Source organism: Enterococcus sp. DIV0682, from assembly GCF_051712685.1.
GTDB classification, from domain to species: domain Bacteria; phylum Bacillota; class Bacilli; order Lactobacillales; family Enterococcaceae; genus Enterococcus; species Enterococcus faecalis.
Genome location: NZ_JBIOPK010000001.1, coordinates 958693 through 973413, shown reverse-complemented (window position 1 = coordinate 973413; position 14721 = coordinate 958693). Strand labels below are relative to the sequence as shown.

Sequence of the window (14721 nt, the reverse complement as noted above, 5' to 3'; positions counted from 1 at the left end):
GAATTGTATGAGGGGGAAGAAAGTTTATGACGTTAGCTAAAATTGTGTATGCAAGCATGACTGGGAATACAGAAGAAATTGCCGACATTGTTGCAGAAGCATTTGAAGATTTAGAATTAGAGGTCGAAATTGATGAGTGTACGCAAGTCGATGCCGCTGATTTTGAAGAGGCCGATATCTGTGTAGTAGCTACATATACGTATGGCGATGGCGATTTACCTGATGAAATTGTCGACTTTTATGAAGACTTACAAGAGATTGATTTATCAGGAAAAATCTTCGGCGTTTGTGGTTCAGGAGACACGTTTTATGATGATTTTTGTAAATCGGTGGACGACTTCGAAGCAGTCTTTACTCAAATTGGGGCAAAAAAAGGCGCCGACAGCGTTAAAGTTGATTTAGCCGCTGAAGAAGACGACATCCAACGTTTAGAAGAATTTGCGAAAAAATTAGCAACTGCCGCAGAATAACTACGTTGAAATAGATAAAAAAAAAAACACCAGAGAAAAATGGCTAGTTCCCATTTTTCTCTGGTGTTTTGATATTCCTAATTTAAAAATAAAATACTGTAATTTAAAGCTGCCGCAAAAGTAACCCAAAGAATATAAGGAATCATCAACCAGCCACGCGTTATTAATTTATAACGCAAGTAGTCCCACTGTTGAACTATTAATAATAGCCATAACAATGAGATATCAATCACAGATAATAAATTATTTTGTAAAGAAAAAAAGAAAAATGTCCAGAAAAAGTTCGCAATAAATTGTAAAATAAATAGCGTAATCATCCGTTTTTTCTGTTGTTTATTTGGATGAACTAAGATGAAATAAAAAGTAATGCCCATAAAAATATACAACACCAACCACACTGGTCCAAATAACCAGCCTGGCGGAGCAAAACTTGGTAATCTCAACGCTTGATAATATTCTCTCGCATTTACTGAAAATAAGCCCGACAAGAGCCCTAGTCCGGTAATTCCTACAATACTTAGCCATAAACGCTTATCTTTCACTCGGTTCATGTTTTTTGCCCCTTTCTATTTCTCTTCTTTACTGTAGCATGGTTGCGAATAATCTACCATTAATACACTTAACAAAAAAAGACCGTTCTTTTAAGAAACAGTCTTTTGCTGTAACCTCACAGAAGTTATCAGCATGAGGTTACACTTTTTTTAATTTTTATAGGTCAATATCAATTGGTTCATCTCGTTCAAGAATTGCTTCAATACTATCTTTCATTAAATGAATGATTTGTTCTTCTGAAGGATGGATAATTCCAGAAGTCATCAACGCAGCCACACCAGTAGCGACCACCCATGTTCCCATGTGTAAAGAGTCAATTTGAACATCGTTTAAATTAGCATACTCAGGATCAGCTTTTACCGCTTCAGTAAAATAGTGATAAGAGAATTCTTGCATTTTTTTGCCGCCACCATATTCTTCTAAATAAAGCGCACGGTATAACTTACTTTCACTTGTCGCAAAATGAATATAGTTTAAAGCCAAATCAACAATTGTATTTCCGGTATGTTTTACTGGAAAGACTTCTTTCGCTAAGTATTTATGAATTTTTTGAAATAAAGCATCGCGTAAATCATCCATGTTTTTAAATTCCAAATAAATCGGTTGGGTGGAACATTTCATTTTATTAGCAATATTACGTGCAGTGAACTTCGAAAATCCTTCAGTGGCGACTACTTCATAGGCAGCTGTTAAAATCTGCTCTTTCGTAATGGTTTTTTTTCTTGCCATAATTCCCTATCCCCTTTATTCATTCATATACAACGCTTCCAAATAAATGCTTATGGTTATTGTAACACGATTTTTCTATTATGCAAAATTAGAACAACTCTTTGTACAAAAGTTCACTGAGCGGGAGCACGACAACTTTTACCCCAACTTAAAATAACAGTTGATAAAGGCTTTATTTCGTTGAGTTCCCTGCTCTTCCGTGTTATGATATGAGCAGTCATTACCCATCAAAATGAAGGAGGAATCACGAATGACCTTAGAGAATTTTAATGAAAATCTAAAGAAATATGCACGTTTAATTGCTGAAACGGGTGTCAATGTTCAGGACAATCATACGGTTGTTTTACAAATCAGTGTCGATCAAGCGCCCCTTGCCCGCTTAATTACGGAAGAAGCTTATCGCTTAGGTGCGGCCGAAGTAATTGTTCAATGGAGTGACGAAACCATTCAACGTGAATTTTTAGCTCATGCTGCAACTGATCGTATTGAAAATGTTCCTCAATATAAAATTGATCAAACCGATGATTGGATTGCCAAAGGCGCAAGCCGAATTAGCGTGGTTTCTTCTAATCCTGATGCATTAGCTGGCGTGGATGCACAACGTGTAGCAGCTTTCCAAGCGGCTAATGGGAAAGCATTGGTCAACCTACGAAAAGCAACACAAGCCAACAAAGTAAGTTGGACTGTTGTAGCTGCTGCTAGTGAAGGCTGGGCAGCTAAAGTCTTTCCAGAATTAGCAACAAGTGAAGAACAAGTTGATGCACTTTGGAATGAAATTTTCAAAACAACACGAATTTATGAAGAAAACCCAGTTATTGCTTGGGATATCCATGATAAAAAATTACAAGAAAAAGCGGCTGAATTAAACGAACAACAATTTACTGCTTTACACTACACAGCTCCTGGGACAGATTTAACGATTGGTTTGCCTAAAAACCATTTATGGGAAGGCGCTGGTAGTTATAACGCTCGTGGGGAAGAATTTATGGCTAATATGCCAACAGAAGAAGTTTTCACCGCCCCAGATAGTCGCCGCGTTGATGGTTATGTTTCTAGTACAAAACCACTAAGTTATGCTGGCACAATCATTTCGGGAATGAAATTTACATTTAAAGATGGAAAAGTTGTTGACTTCTCAGCTGAACAAGGCGAAGAAGCATTGAAAAATCTCTTAGCTATTGATGAAGGTGCCAAACACTTAGGAGAAGTTGCTTTAGTACCAGACCCTTCACCAATTTCACAATCCGGTTTGATTTTTTATAATACATTGTTTGATGAAAATGCCTCTAATCATTTAGCCTTTGGTTCGGCCTATGCCTTCAACTTACAAGGCGGCACGGAGATGAGCGAAGAAGAATTAGCTGAAGCTGGTTTAAATCGTAGCCAAACACATGTGGACTTTATGGTAGGATCTGACAAAATGAATATTGACGGCATTAAGGAAGACGGGACGATTGTTCCAGTTTTTAGAAATGGCGATTGGGCATAAATTTAAAAAGAAGCAAGCCGTTATTTTTTTACGGCTTGCTTCTTTTTATTTCAAATAAAAAAAAGGCTTCTCAGCCTTGATACGTTCCTTATTCAATCAGACACATGGCGGCACTTGCTTAGTGCTGCTTCCTTCCGGATCTGACACAATTCACTAGCCCGCCATTGTCCTAGCCTTTCGGCAAAACCTAGTATAACGTATTTTTATTCTTTTGACTAGTCTTTCTTTTGATTTTTTAAAAGTTTCTCTTCTTTTTTCTTTGCCCGTAACTTTTTAAAGAACTGAACTAACAATAAGCGACACTCTTCTTCTAAAACGCCTGCTTCGACATAGGCCACATGATTGAAGCGTTCATCTTCTAATAAATTCATCAATGTGCCAGCAGTGCCTGCTTTAGGATCAGTTGCGCCATAATAAACTTCTGGAATTCGTGCCAAAAGCATCGCCCCACTACACATTGGACAAGGCTCTAAAGTTACAAATAATTGGGTTTCTTCTAGACGCCAATTTTCTATCCCGCGACACGCTTCTTGGATTGCATACATTTCTGCATGCGCCGTTGCTTCTTGCCGTGCTTCTCTCAGATTATGCCCGCGGCCAATAATTTCCCCTTGCCGAACAATTACAGCTCCAATAGGTACCTCAGCCAAACCTTCTGCTTTTTTCGCTTCTGCAATGGCTTCTCGCATAAAAAATTCTTTTTCTTCTTGTGTTAACGTTGTTTCTTTTTTTCCCAATTAATTTCCACCTTTCGGCTTTTTCCCACTAAACTTCTGTCTTGCTTCATGGTACAATAAATCAGTGAGGTGTGTCTATGATTATTGAAAATTTATCTCAGCTTTATCCCAAAGGCTATTTATCAAAAACAATTGGTTCCGAAGCCACCTATTCAATTCCTGTTGACGACCAATTTTTCATTGTGAATAAAGCTTTCTTAAGTATTAAAGAACAGCATTTGTTGGAAGCGCTTTTCCCAATTTCTGAAAACCCAACAATTACTGGTAACCATCCTTGGTTCAGTTACTTATTTCAACAGGCAAAATTACCTGCCGAAGGGACCTTTCGTATGTTGCAAATTCAAACGAATGTCCCAAAAGAATTACAAGCTGAATGGCAATTTAATTTAACAAAGATGTTTCCAGATACAGTTGATTGCTTCAGTCCAAGTAATAATATGTATATTTTAGTTGAAGAACAGTCAAAAAATACCTTTCAACAAGAAGAAATTCAAGGAATCTTTTTAACATTAGATACAGACTTTGATTGCACTAGTGCTGTATTTGTTGGCAATTTTTATTCCTCTGAAGACATTCTCCGGCGTTGTTTCCATGAAGAACAACGTATTTTTTCAGAAGAACTTAATTCCTCTAGTCGGACGACTGTTTTTAGTTTAACCGATGTCGCCCTCCACTATTTTACCAAGGAAGCCATGAGTCAAAATATACTTGTCGAGTATTATCGTCGTTTATTAAATAAAGACACCGATATTCAGCCAATCATCAGCGCTTTGTGGAAAAATCAAGGCAATATCAGCTCCACTGCAAAAGATTTATTTATGCATCGAAATACTTTACACTATCGGTTGGAAAAGTTTTTTGAACAAACTGGCTTATCTTTAAAAAAAATGGATGATTTAATCTTTTGTTATTTGTTATTAAGAAAGTAGCACGTCCATTTTGTACTCGTATGTTTTTTATTCCCAATTAGAAAGTAGGCGTTCCAATGAAAATTACCGCATATGTCGCTAGTGCATTTAGTAAAAACCACGAAGGTGGCAACAAAGCAGGCGTTGTTTTTATGACACAGCCCTTAACGAGAACCCAAAAAATGGCCATCGCCAAAGAACTAGGATTTGCAGAAACTGCTTTTATTTCAGACTCAAAGATTGCTGATTTCCGCCTTGAATATTTTACACCAAAAGAAGAAGTCGACTTATGTGGCCACGCGACAATTGGCGCTTTCACCATTATGAAGCACTTAAATAAATTATTGCAAACAGCATATACAATCGAAACGAACAGCGGTTTGCTCGCAATCACGGCGAACGGTGAACAACTATTTATGGAACAAACTGTCCCAACTTTTTATGATACGCTCACTTTAGAAGAATTGAGCGGCTGCTTTGATTTAAACGCAGTGGCAACTGCTTTTCCTATCCAGATTGTGTCAACGGGCCTAAAAGATATTTTGGTTCCCATTAAAAATGCGCAATTATTACAGGATTTACAACCAAACTTTGAAAAAATTAAGTTACTTAGTCAAAAGTATGGAGTTATTGGGATGCATCTTTTTGCTTTGTCTGAAGAAAATATCATTTGTAGGAATTTTGCGCCCCTTTATGACATCGATGAAGAAGCCGCTACTGGTACATCAAATGGTGCGTTAGCTTGTTATCTGCACCATCACCAAATTTTACAAAAAACCAATTACACCTTTGCCCAAGGTTATACCTTAAACGCTCCTTCAGAAGTCTTAGTGCGTTTGAACACTACATCCCAAAAGACAATTGATCAAGTTTTAGTTGGTGGCAGAGGCTATTATGTTGAAACAAAAGAATTATTTTTATAAAAAAAAGATGGCCTAGGCCATCTTTTTTACTTCATTGCATCTTCAATAAATGTGAAAAAGCGTTCTTTTAAAGAATCTGTATTGTCTTTAACTTTTTCGCCATATTCAGCTAATTTTGAACCGCCATCTTTCACACGATCAACAACATTTAAAACAGAATCTAATTCATCATCGGATAAATCATCGACAATCGATAATAATTTTTGGTTTCCATCAAATTTATCGTCTACAAACTTTTTAACTTTATAACGATTGGAAACATGAGATACCTTCTTAATAATTTTTTCAGAAGCGATGACTGCAACAGAGACACTTGCAACTGCAGCAATGCTTAAACCGATACCAATTTTTGTTGATGCTTTCATTTCCTTCAGCTCCTCTGTTATTTTCTACTTTAATCATAACATATTATTACTTTTATGCGTAATAGAAAGACCTTTACTAGCACTTAGTCTCGTCGGTTGTTGCCACCAAATAAAATAACCAAACGTAAAAGTTGTAAAAAGGTCGAAAGCGCCGCTGCTACGTAGGTAAGTGCAGCTGCAAAAAGAACTTTTCTGGCCATTGGGACTTCTTCTTCTGTTAATAACCCACCTTCAGAAAGAATACTTAATGCACGTCTAGACGCATTAAACTCCACCGGTAAAGTCACCAATTGAAAAATCAAGGCTAATGAAAAAGCCAAAATTCCAATGTTGATTAATGTTTGATTCCAACTAAATAAAACACCAATCAAAATTAGTGGAAAGGAGATGGTTGAGCCAATGTTGGCAACTGGAACAATGGCTGCACGAAGACGTAAAGGCACATAGTTCGTATGATCTTGTACCGCATGTCCGCATTCATGAGCCGCCACGCCAATAGCCGCGACCGATGTCGATTGAGCAGTGGCTTCGGATAAGCTCAACATTTTGTTTCCAGAATTATAATTGTCGGTTAAATCACCCGCAATTTGCTGAACTCCAACATCATTAATTTGTTCTTTTTGTAAAATATATTGTGCTGCCTGCGTGCCTGTAACATGTTTACTGCTTCGTACTTGATCATATTTACGAAAGGTACTGTTAACATATGCGGAGGCCGCACCAGAAATCGCAATTCCAATAATTACCAATATATAGGTTGGATCGATTCCAAAATAAAAGGGCATCATTGTCCTCTACCTCCATCTTTTTTTCTTTATTGTAGCATGATAGTGAAAAAAAGGGAGCGACAAACGTTGTCTTTTGTTTAAAAAAATGATGAATTTTTCAAGAAAGTACCAAAACTAACAAAAGTGTCACTCAATTAACGGAAAAAAATATGGCAAATTTCCCAAAAAAAAGGCATACTATTCCTTGAGGTGAGGAAAATGAAAACATTACTAAAAATATTAATCCCCTTAGTCATTTTAGCCGGTGGTAGCTGGGGCGTTTATAATTACTATTACGGCGGAGAAGCCTATTATACACAAATCACAACATCTGGTGAAAAGAAAGATGAAAAATCAGATTCTGGTGAACCGACGACCATGTATTACTATCAACAACCTGCGTTTAATAAAAACGGCGAAGAAAAGACCGTGGAATTAAATGAATACCGTGATCAACCTTTACGTATGAAAGCCTATCTAAAATTGAAAGTCAATCCCCGTAAAGGCGTGATTAGTTGGAATGAAGTGACAGAAAAAGAAGTCCCTGAAAAAGCTTTAGAAAAATTAAAATAAAGAAAAAACCGTTGGCAAACGACCAACGGTTTTTTCTTTATAATTGATTACTAATTTTTTCGATATTTTTTAGCATAATGGACACTGTGCCATCTGGATTATTGACGAATTCAATTAAATCGCCATTGCGGTAAACATCTAACGGAACAATTAATTCAATACCGTTATCCATTTTTAACTTTTGTTTGCCAAATTTCTTTTCAGAAATTTCGCGAGATTCTCTGACTGGCGGTGTTTTGTCGACAAACTTCGACTCATTCACTTCTTCTTGGTAAGCTAATTTAGCTGATACATTTTCTTTAAACACTTGCTCAGCAATTTGCTCATTGTCAATCGTTCCCGTTTCCTCAATGCTATCATATACCGCTTCTTTTACCGAAGCCATTAGTTCAAACTCATCTTCGTTAAATTTCTTTCCAATGCGTTTGACTGCCTTTTTAATTTCTTTGATATTTTCTTCCATGGAAGGTGCCGCTTGCGTCTCAATCACTTTTTCAGAGAAATACCAGATTTTTTCTCCTGAAAATTCATATCTTTTCTCTAGTAATTCAAATGCTAATGTATCTAAGTCAACCGTAATCCCTTCATCTGGTTTTTGTGATTTTGAAGACAAAATTGCTCGATTGATAATCAGTTTGTTATAAACGGATTCTTCTTCATAGTCGACGTAATGCGTGTAACTTTCTTTATAGTTTAATTTAATCATTGCGACATGTAACACCGTATCTAATTCATATAAAATGAACAAAATATCAGCACTAGGCGCATCTTCGCTTCCTGAATAAACATCATACCAATGTTGGGTAACTTCTTGGCTTTTCTTCACAAAATCACTAGGAATCCCACGTAACGTGTCAACAAAGGAACTATTTTCCGCCAATGTTCCAGTCTTTGTTTGTGCAGTCGAAAGTTTTGAAATTTTTGCAGTTAAATACGTTCGAATATACTCGGTCGTTAAATCTAGTTCCTTTTCAGAGAAAACCGGCGTCCCAGTTTCTCGATCAATAATGTGTAAAATTGCTTTTTTTAAATAAATATCCATTTTTACGCTCTCCTTTTCTCAACCTTTTTAGTCTAACTGAAAGAGAGAAAAAAGCCAATAGTTTCTATAAAAAGAAGAAGAATTCGTAGACAAATGTCTACGAATTCTTCTTTACTTCAAAAAGCGATTACCCTTCTTCGCTGTATAACATCCCTGTTGCTTCATCAACTGGATCGACTTTATTAAAGATGCCTTTCTTTCTGAAAATATAAGTTAAGCCCATTGGTACGATAATCGCAATCACCATTGCGCCTAAAAACGGCAAGTAATATTGTGGCACAATAGATAAAATTCCTGGCAAGCCACCGACGCCGATACTGGTCGCACGAACGCCCATTAAAGTGGCAAACATTCCTGCCATTGCCGAACCAATCATGCCCGCAACAAATGGATAAACATATTTTAAGTTGATCCCAAACATCGCTGGTTCAGTCACACCTAGGTAACAAGAAATCATTGCTGGAATCGAAACTTGTTCTTCTTTTTTGTTTCCACGATGCATAAAGATAACTGCTAAAACCGCTGAACCTTGTGCAATGTTTGATAGAGCAATCATTGGCCATAAGTTGGTTGACTGAAAGTCAGCAATCAACTGTAAATCAATCGCATTACTCATATGATGCAACCCAGTGATGACTAATGGTGCGTACATAAAGCCAAAGACGGCGCCAAATAACCAATTAAATGTTGACGTTAATCCTGCATTTACGATATCAGAAACCCAACTACCAATCGTCCAACCGATTGGTCCTAAAATGACATGTGCAGCCAATACTGTTGGTACTAAAGCAAACAATGGGACAAAAATCATTGAAATTGCTTGAGGAATCACTTTTCTAAAGAAAATTTCAAGATAGGCAAGCAAGAAGCCGGCTAACATAGCTGGGATAACTTGCGCTTGATAACCAATCATGTTAACTTGAGCAAACCCAAAATCCCAGAAAGGAATTTCTGCTGCTTTAGTCGTCGCAACTGAATAAGCATTCAGAAGTTGTGGTGAGACTAATGTAATCCCTAGGACAATCCCCAAAATTTGTGTGGTTCCCATTTTCTTCGTAATACTCCACGTAATCCCAACTGGCAAGAAGTGGAAAATTGCTTCGCCGATTAACCATAAGAATGAATTGACTCCATTCCAAAATTGAGAAACTTCCACGATTGTTTGACCATCAAGAAAGCCAAATGGAACCCCTTCCAAAATATTGCGGAATCCTAAAATCAATCCCCCGATAACAAGTGCAGGAATTAATGGTGTAAAAATCTCAGCTAAAACAGAAACAACTCGTTGAACAGGACTCAAATTACTTTTGGCAGCTGCTTTCCCTTCTTCTTTTGAAACCCCTTCTAAACCGGAAATTGCAGAAAAATCATTATAAAATTGTGGGACTTCATTCCCAATAATTACTTGAAACTGTCCAGCATTGGTAAAGGTTCCTTTTACAGAAGGAATATCTTCAATCACAGGTACATCCGCTTTTTTTGGATCTTTTAATACAAAACGCATTCGAGTTGCACAATGAGAAACAGCTGAAATATTTTCTTTGCCTCCTACTGCTTTCAACAACTGTTGTGCATCGCTTTGAAACTTACCCATTTTACATTCTCCTCTCAAACTTGTATATACAATTAAGTTGTATATACATCATACTTGATTATTCTTTTTTTGGCAAGCGCTTTCTTTCAAAAAAATAATTTTATTTTTTTACAAATCCCTTGTCTTTTCTTAAAGAGTCAAACAGAACGCTTTTTTAGCTGCTTCTTTATTGCTATACTACAGAGGGAAAAAACGAAAAGGAGTATGAAAAATGTTTTTTAAAGAAATTCATCATGTGGCAATCAATGCCTCAAATTATCAAGTAACTAAAAATTTTTATGTCGAAAAGTTGGGCTTTGAAGTTCTTCGCGAAAATCATCGTCCCGAAAAAAACGATATTAAATTAGATTTAAAATTAGGCAGCCAAGAATTGGAAATTTTTATTTCTGATCAATTTCCCGCTCGCCCCTCTTATCCTGAAGCTTTAGGATTACGTCATTTAGCTTTTAAAGTTGAACATATTGAAGAAGTGATTGCTTTTTTAAATGAGCAAGGAATTGAAACAGAACCGCTACGAGTAGATGATTTTACGGGTGAAAAAATGACCTTCTTTTTTGATCCAGATGGACTACCTTTAGAACTTCATGAATAATAAATAAAGGAGAGAAACAAAATGAAAGATACCTTTCGCTTAGAAAACCAGACGATTTATTTTGGTACAGAACGAGCAATTTCAGCCAGCCCTCAAACGATTTGGCGCTACCTGACTGAGACAGACAAGCTAAAACAATGGTTTCCAGAATTAGAAATTGGTGAATTAGGTGTTAACGGGTTTTGGCGGTTTATTCTGCCCGATTTTGAAGAAACGATGCCTTTCACTGATTATGCAGAGGAAAAATATCTGGGCGTGACTTGGGATACTGGTATCATCTATTTTGACTTAAAAGAACAAGCACCTCATCAGACCCTGTTAGTCTTCTCAGAATCTCTCCCAGAAAATTTTACAACACCTCGCCATAAAGATATCGCTGGTTGGTCAATTGTTCTCAACCGCTTGAAGCAAGTACTTGAAACCCCTGATGCAGCACCAGAAAAAATAGATTTTCCGCAAATAGAAAATCATTACTTAGAAAAATTAACGAATTTAGAAAATTAAAAAGTGTGGCACAACGGGTAAATCACCCTCTGTGCCACACTTTTTAAAAACGTAAAATACGCTGATAAACAAATAAACCTAAATCAATTAAGCAAACAACAAAAATTGCCAATAATACAAAAGAGACCCGCAACTCTGCGGCGTACATCCCTCGTAAACTAATTGTTGCCAAACATAACCCAAAAATCGTTGCCATTGTCACTTGTAACACGGTTCCTGGTTTTAGGGAATAAACAAAAATGCCAATCAAACTAGAAACAACGAGGTGTGTCAGTGGCAATTGAAGCCAATTGACAACAAACAGACTAAGGAAACATCCTAAAAGAGTCCCCCAAAAACGTGTCTTAATACGCGTGTTCATTTCTGCTTTCACTGGATGCAAGAGTAGAAAAACATTCATCGGAATCCAAATTATTTTAATGCCTCCTACACTCCACATTAAAATAAAACTCAGCGTAATGGTGAAACTCATACGAATAGCTAAACGAAATCGTTGCACCCTTTCGTCAGGACTTTCTAAAAATTGTTTGAAACTTGTGATCCCAAAAAAAGTCTGTTGTAAGTCGTGCCAGAAATTAACAACCGCCAATTTTTGTTGCTTCATATTTAATTGAATGCTTTTATGGCCTCTACTCTTTAAGCTGGTTAACTGACTTAATCCTGTTTGCCACCAAGCGTTTAGTGTTAAAGCCAATAAAAAAAGACCAATTAAAAAGGCCACAACTTGAGATTGCATCAAAAATGTATTTCCTTTAACCTGGATTAACTGACAAAACGTAAACATCATCAAATAACTATGATACCGCATCGGTGTCGCAGATGAATAAAATAAATAAACAATTAAAAATGTCACACTACTATTTAAAATAATAGACCAGCTAAAGGAACTACTAGCTATAAATGCTAAAAAACTGATCACAAATTGCCTGATACTCATTTTGAGCAGCGCTACAAACGAATAATCTTTTTTATAGTTAATTTTAAACATAATAGTAAATACAGGCACCATAATTAAATAGCTTGGGGAAAATAAAAAATCCAATGTATAAAAACTAACCAAAAAAAAGGCGATGACTGGGAAAATGGCCCAAACATACGCAAAAAATTGCTGACTTTTTGTACTAAAAAAATAAATAACAATCACTCCAATATCGATTCCTTATCCATTGTAACATGCTTGTCAATTCCCTCTTCAAATTGAATATACCAATTCGTTAAAAATAAATAAAAAAGCGAATAAATACGCTTTCATTTCTCGTTTTTTGTGCTATAATCAGCCTATATGATATATCATTTAAAACAAAGGAGCTACTTTCATGAATATTCAAGCGATTGATACGCGACACGGAACTGCCAACCAACATAGTTTTTCAAATGGGAATTGTCTACCCTATACTGGCGTGCCATTTGGGATGAACTTTTACGCCCCGCAAACAACTGACCAAAAAGGCAGCTGGTGGTTTCATCCAGAAGATCGAACATTTCAAGGCTATCGAGTAACGCATCAACCAAGTCCTTGGATGGGTGATTTTAGCCATTTATTAATGACCCCTGTCAGTGGTTCATTGTCGGAACTTTCTTTATTCCATGCCCAAAGTTCTTATCGTCCAGAAGAAAGCCTTTTTTCTCCTGTCGAAATTAACTTAACTCAATTACGCTATCAAATAACTTCTCAATTAATCCCAAGCATGTATGGTGGTATCTTAACCATTGATTATCAACAAAAAGATAATCACTTACTGCTAACTCTGCCTGGACGTTATCAAGTAAAACAATTAGATGACCATCAAGTGGCTGTAAAAGTCATCAACTATTCTGGTTGTGAAGATCCAGATTTTAGTTTTTATTTTGTGCTTCATTTTGAACAGCCTTTAACCAAATGGTTTGCCCCTTCTTCAGGTGAAGATGGCAAAATCCTTCTTTCTTTTGGAAATATTGCTCAACAAGTTGTTCATTTTAGTAGTTCATTTATTTCTGAAAAACAAGCGCAGTTAAATTTAGCGCGAGAAATCTCTTTGCATTCTACTGAGATGCTGCAACAAGGAATCGCAGATTGGCATAATTATTTCGATCGCCTTAAAGTAACGCATGAAAATCCTGAACATACTAAAACGTTTTATCATACACTGTATCGAACATTCCTATTTCCGCAAACCTTTTATGAATTGGACGAAAATCAGCAGCCGATTCATTATGATACGTTCTCACAAACGGTTCGTCCTGGTGTACTATATACCAATAATGGCTTTTGGGATACTTATAAAACGGTTTACCCATTGTTCTCACTAATTGCTCAAGAAAAATACGAAGAGATGCTAGAAGGCTTTTTAAATAGTTACAACGAAACAGGTTTCTTGCCAAAATGGTTATCGCCAGATGAGCGTGGTTTAATGCCCGGCACCTTGATTGACGCTGTCATTGCTGATGCCGCCGTGAAAAAGATTCGTCCTGACTTGATGCCTCAGTTCCTAGAAGCGATGAAAAAAGGCGCTACACAACAAAGCGAACGAGAAAATTATGGACGTCAAGGAACTCTGGATTATCTAAAATATGGCTATGTTCCTTCAACCTATCATGAATCTGTCAATCATACCTTAGATTATGCGTACAGCGATTTCTGCATTTCACAAGTTGCAAAAACACTGAATGATTCAGAGACCGCAACGTTTTATCGTCAACAAGCCTTGAATTATCAACAACTTTTTAATCCTGAAACTGGCTTTATGCAAGCAAAGGATACTGAAGGCAATTTCCGTCCTGACTTTTTAGATATTCGTTGGGGCAAAGATTACGCCGAAGGAAGTGCTTGGCAATCAAGTTTTGCGGTTTATCAAGATTTTGCAGGTTTGATTAAGCTATATGGTAGCGAGTTAGCTTTCGAAAAAAAATTAATTCAGCTCTGCAATCAAGCGCCTAACTTTAACGTTGAAGGCTATGGTTTTGAAATTCATGAAATGAGTGAAATGGCGGCAATTGATTTTGGTCAATTAGCCATCTCAAATCAACCAAGTTTCCATTATCCGTTTCTATTCAGCTACATCGGCAAACCAGAGATGGCTCAACCACTTTTAAAACAACTAATGCAAACATTTGATGCTTCACCAACTGGCTATCCAGGTGATGAAGACAATGGTAGCATGTCTGCTTGGTATATTTTTAATAGCTTAGGCTTTTATCCCGTCACACCAGGAACTGGTGAATATGTAATCGGGATGCCTTTAGTCCAGACGGCGGAAGTAAAACTATCAAATGGTAAACAGTTAACCATTCAGACATCACCAAACAAAGTCCAACAACAATTTATTCATGAAATTCAGTTAAACCAAGAAAAACATACTGCGCCTTATTTTACTCATCAAGAACTATTAAACGGCGGGACTTTAGATTATCAATTAGGGATCGTCCCGAATCCACAAAACACAGCAGAACGACCGTTTTCATTAAGTACAGAAAAATAATAAAAAGAAAGATGTTCA

16 protein-coding genes and 1 other RNA gene are annotated in these 14721 nt (G+C 36.7%); 8 read left to right on the top strand and 9 right to left on the bottom strand.

Annotated features, from left to right (window positions below; all coding sequences use genetic code 11):
* Positions 1 to 26 precede the first annotated feature (26 nt).
* Complete coding sequence (locus tag IGK96_RS04710) at positions 27 to 470, top strand: flavodoxin (RefSeq protein ID WP_002356885.1); 444 nt, start codon at positions 27 to 29, stop codon at positions 468 to 470.
* 77 nt (positions 471 to 547) lie between these two features.
* Here the strand turns inward: IGK96_RS04710 and IGK96_RS04705 are convergent, their stop codons facing one another.
* Both IGK96_RS04705 and IGK96_RS04700 read right to left on the bottom strand, forming a co-directional pair.
* Positions 548 to 1021 carry a TspO/MBR family protein gene (locus IGK96_RS04705; protein ID WP_002356884.1) on the bottom strand — a complete coding sequence of 158 codons (474 nt, stop codon included), beginning with the start codon at positions 1019 to 1021 and terminating at the stop codon, positions 548 to 550.
* A gap of 157 nt (positions 1022 to 1178) precedes the next feature.
* Positions 1179 to 1751, bottom strand: coding sequence for a TetR/AcrR family transcriptional regulator (locus tag IGK96_RS04700; protein WP_002356883.1), 573 nt, complete (start codon positions 1749 to 1751; stop codon positions 1179 to 1181).
* Positions 1752 to 2001: 250 nt separating this feature from the next.
* Between IGK96_RS04700 and IGK96_RS04695 the strand changes: the two genes are divergently transcribed.
* Positions 2002 to 3240, top strand: coding sequence for an aminopeptidase (locus IGK96_RS04695; RefSeq protein WP_002362125.1), 1239 nt, complete (start codon positions 2002 to 2004; stop codon positions 3238 to 3240).
* A gap of 89 nt (positions 3241 to 3329) precedes the next feature.
* Here IGK96_RS04695 and ffs read toward each other — a convergent pair.
* An RNA gene (gene ffs, locus IGK96_RS04690) (signal recognition particle sRNA small type) lies at positions 3330 to 3416 on the bottom strand.
* 39 nt (positions 3417 to 3455) lie between these two features.
* Positions 3456 to 3977 (bottom strand): tRNA adenosine(34) deaminase TadA, encoded by a 522-nt coding sequence (gene tadA, locus IGK96_RS04685; protein ID WP_002362126.1) that lies wholly within the window; start codon positions 3975 to 3977, stop codon positions 3456 to 3458.
* Between the two features lie 77 nt (positions 3978 to 4054).
* On the opposite strand from tadA, the gene IGK96_RS04680 reads away from it, so the two are divergent.
* Complete coding sequence (locus tag IGK96_RS04680) at positions 4055 to 4906, top strand: PucR family transcriptional regulator (protein ID WP_002400602.1); 852 nt, start codon at positions 4055 to 4057, stop codon at positions 4904 to 4906.
* Positions 4907 to 4962: 56 nt separating this feature from the next.
* Positions 4963 to 5808: a PhzF family phenazine biosynthesis protein gene (locus tag IGK96_RS04675; protein ID WP_002372093.1), complete on the top strand. Its 846-nt coding sequence runs from the start codon at positions 4963 to 4965 to the stop codon at positions 5806 to 5808.
* A gap of 26 nt (positions 5809 to 5834) precedes the next feature.
* Here the strand turns inward: IGK96_RS04675 and IGK96_RS04670 are convergent, their stop codons facing one another.
* Both IGK96_RS04670 and IGK96_RS04665 read right to left on the bottom strand, forming a co-directional pair.
* A complete protein-coding gene (locus IGK96_RS04670) occupies positions 5835 to 6173 on the bottom strand; it encodes a hypothetical protein (RefSeq protein ID WP_002356871.1) in 339 nt (112 codons plus the stop codon).
* A gap of 83 nt (positions 6174 to 6256) precedes the next feature.
* Positions 6257 to 6961, bottom strand: coding sequence for a zinc metallopeptidase (locus IGK96_RS04665; RefSeq protein ID WP_002384290.1), 705 nt, complete (start codon positions 6959 to 6961; stop codon positions 6257 to 6259).
* A gap of 198 nt (positions 6962 to 7159) precedes the next feature.
* On the opposite strand from IGK96_RS04665, the gene IGK96_RS04660 reads away from it, so the two are divergent.
* A complete protein-coding gene (locus IGK96_RS04660) occupies positions 7160 to 7513 on the top strand; it encodes a YxeA family protein (protein WP_002398569.1) in 354 nt (117 codons plus the stop codon).
* A 37-nt stretch (positions 7514 to 7550) separates the two neighbouring features.
* On the opposite strand, the gene IGK96_RS04655 is transcribed toward IGK96_RS04660, so the two are convergent.
* Both IGK96_RS04655 and treP read right to left on the bottom strand, forming a co-directional pair.
* The gene (locus IGK96_RS04655) at positions 7551 to 8555 is read right to left on the bottom strand and encodes a nucleoid-associated protein (RefSeq protein WP_002356866.1); all 1005 of its coding nucleotides are present in this window, start codon (positions 8553 to 8555) and stop codon (positions 7551 to 7553) included.
* A 127-nt stretch (positions 8556 to 8682) separates the two neighbouring features.
* On the bottom strand, positions 8683 to 10149 hold the full coding sequence (treP, locus tag IGK96_RS04650; RefSeq protein WP_002383776.1) for a PTS system trehalose-specific EIIBC component: 1467 nt from the start codon (positions 10147 to 10149) through the stop codon (positions 8683 to 8685).
* A 211-nt stretch (positions 10150 to 10360) separates the two neighbouring features.
* On the opposite strand from treP, the gene gloA2 reads away from it, so the two are divergent.
* On the top strand, positions 10361 to 10741 hold the full coding sequence (gloA2, locus tag IGK96_RS04645) for an SMU1112c/YaeR family gloxylase I-like metalloprotein (RefSeq protein WP_002366964.1): 381 nt from the start codon (positions 10361 to 10363) through the stop codon (positions 10739 to 10741).
* A 21-nt stretch (positions 10742 to 10762) separates the two neighbouring features.
* Positions 10763 to 11245 (top strand): SRPBCC family protein, encoded by a 483-nt coding sequence (locus IGK96_RS04640; RefSeq protein ID WP_010713246.1) that lies wholly within the window; start codon positions 10763 to 10765, stop codon positions 11243 to 11245.
* 43 nt (positions 11246 to 11288) lie between these two features.
* Here IGK96_RS04640 and IGK96_RS04635 read toward each other — a convergent pair whose 3' ends face one another.
* Positions 11289 to 12389 carry an FUSC family protein gene (locus tag IGK96_RS04635; RefSeq protein ID WP_010823815.1) on the bottom strand — a complete coding sequence of 367 codons (1101 nt, stop codon included), beginning with the start codon at positions 12387 to 12389 and terminating at the stop codon, positions 11289 to 11291.
* A 172-nt stretch (positions 12390 to 12561) separates the two neighbouring features.
* Between IGK96_RS04635 and IGK96_RS04630 the strand changes: the two genes are divergently transcribed.
* On the top strand, positions 12562 to 14703 hold the full coding sequence (locus IGK96_RS04630; protein ID WP_010713244.1) for a GH92 family glycosyl hydrolase: 2142 nt from the start codon (positions 12562 to 12564) through the stop codon (positions 14701 to 14703).
* The last annotated feature ends 18 nt before the right edge of the window (positions 14704 to 14721 follow it).

What these genes read in the sequence shown, in the direction of transcription:
- IGK96_RS04710 (WP_002356885.1), top strand. Translation starts at nt 27, where the DNA reads ATGACGTTAGCTAAAATTGTGTATGCAAGCATGACTGGGAATACAGAA.
- IGK96_RS04705 (WP_002356884.1), bottom strand. Translation starts at nt 1,021, where the DNA reads ATGAACCGAGTGAAAGATAAGCGTTTATGGCTAAGTATTGTAGGAATT.
- IGK96_RS04700 (WP_002356883.1), bottom strand. Translation starts at nt 1,751, where the DNA reads ATGGCAAGAAAAAAAACCATTACGAAAGAGCAGATTTTAACAGCTGCC.
- IGK96_RS04695 (WP_002362125.1), top strand. Translation starts at nt 2,002, where the DNA reads ATGACCTTAGAGAATTTTAATGAAAATCTAAAGAAATATGCACGTTTA.
- IGK96_RS04680 (WP_002400602.1), top strand. Translation starts at nt 4,055, where the DNA reads ATGATTATTGAAAATTTATCTCAGCTTTATCCCAAAGGCTATTTATCA.
- IGK96_RS04675 (WP_002372093.1), top strand. Translation starts at nt 4,963, where the DNA reads ATGAAAATTACCGCATATGTCGCTAGTGCATTTAGTAAAAACCACGAA.
- IGK96_RS04670 (WP_002356871.1), bottom strand. Translation starts at nt 6,173, where the DNA reads ATGAAAGCATCAACAAAAATTGGTATCGGTTTAAGCATTGCTGCAGTT.
- IGK96_RS04665 (WP_002384290.1), bottom strand. Translation starts at nt 6,961, where the DNA reads ATGATGCCCTTTTATTTTGGAATCGATCCAACCTATATATTGGTAATT.
- IGK96_RS04660 (WP_002398569.1), top strand. Translation starts at nt 7,160, where the DNA reads ATGAAAACATTACTAAAAATATTAATCCCCTTAGTCATTTTAGCCGGT.
- IGK96_RS04655 (WP_002356866.1), bottom strand. Translation starts at nt 8,555, where the DNA reads ATGGATATTTATTTAAAAAAAGCAATTTTACACATTATTGATCGAGAA.
- treP (WP_002383776.1), bottom strand. Translation starts at nt 10,149, where the DNA reads ATGGGTAAGTTTCAAAGCGATGCACAACAGTTGTTGAAAGCAGTAGGA.
- gloA2 (WP_002366964.1), top strand. Translation starts at nt 10,361, where the DNA reads ATGTTTTTTAAAGAAATTCATCATGTGGCAATCAATGCCTCAAATTAT.
- IGK96_RS04640 (WP_010713246.1), top strand. Translation starts at nt 10,763, where the DNA reads ATGAAAGATACCTTTCGCTTAGAAAACCAGACGATTTATTTTGGTACA.
- IGK96_RS04630 (WP_010713244.1), top strand. Translation starts at nt 12,562, where the DNA reads ATGAATATTCAAGCGATTGATACGCGACACGGAACTGCCAACCAACAT.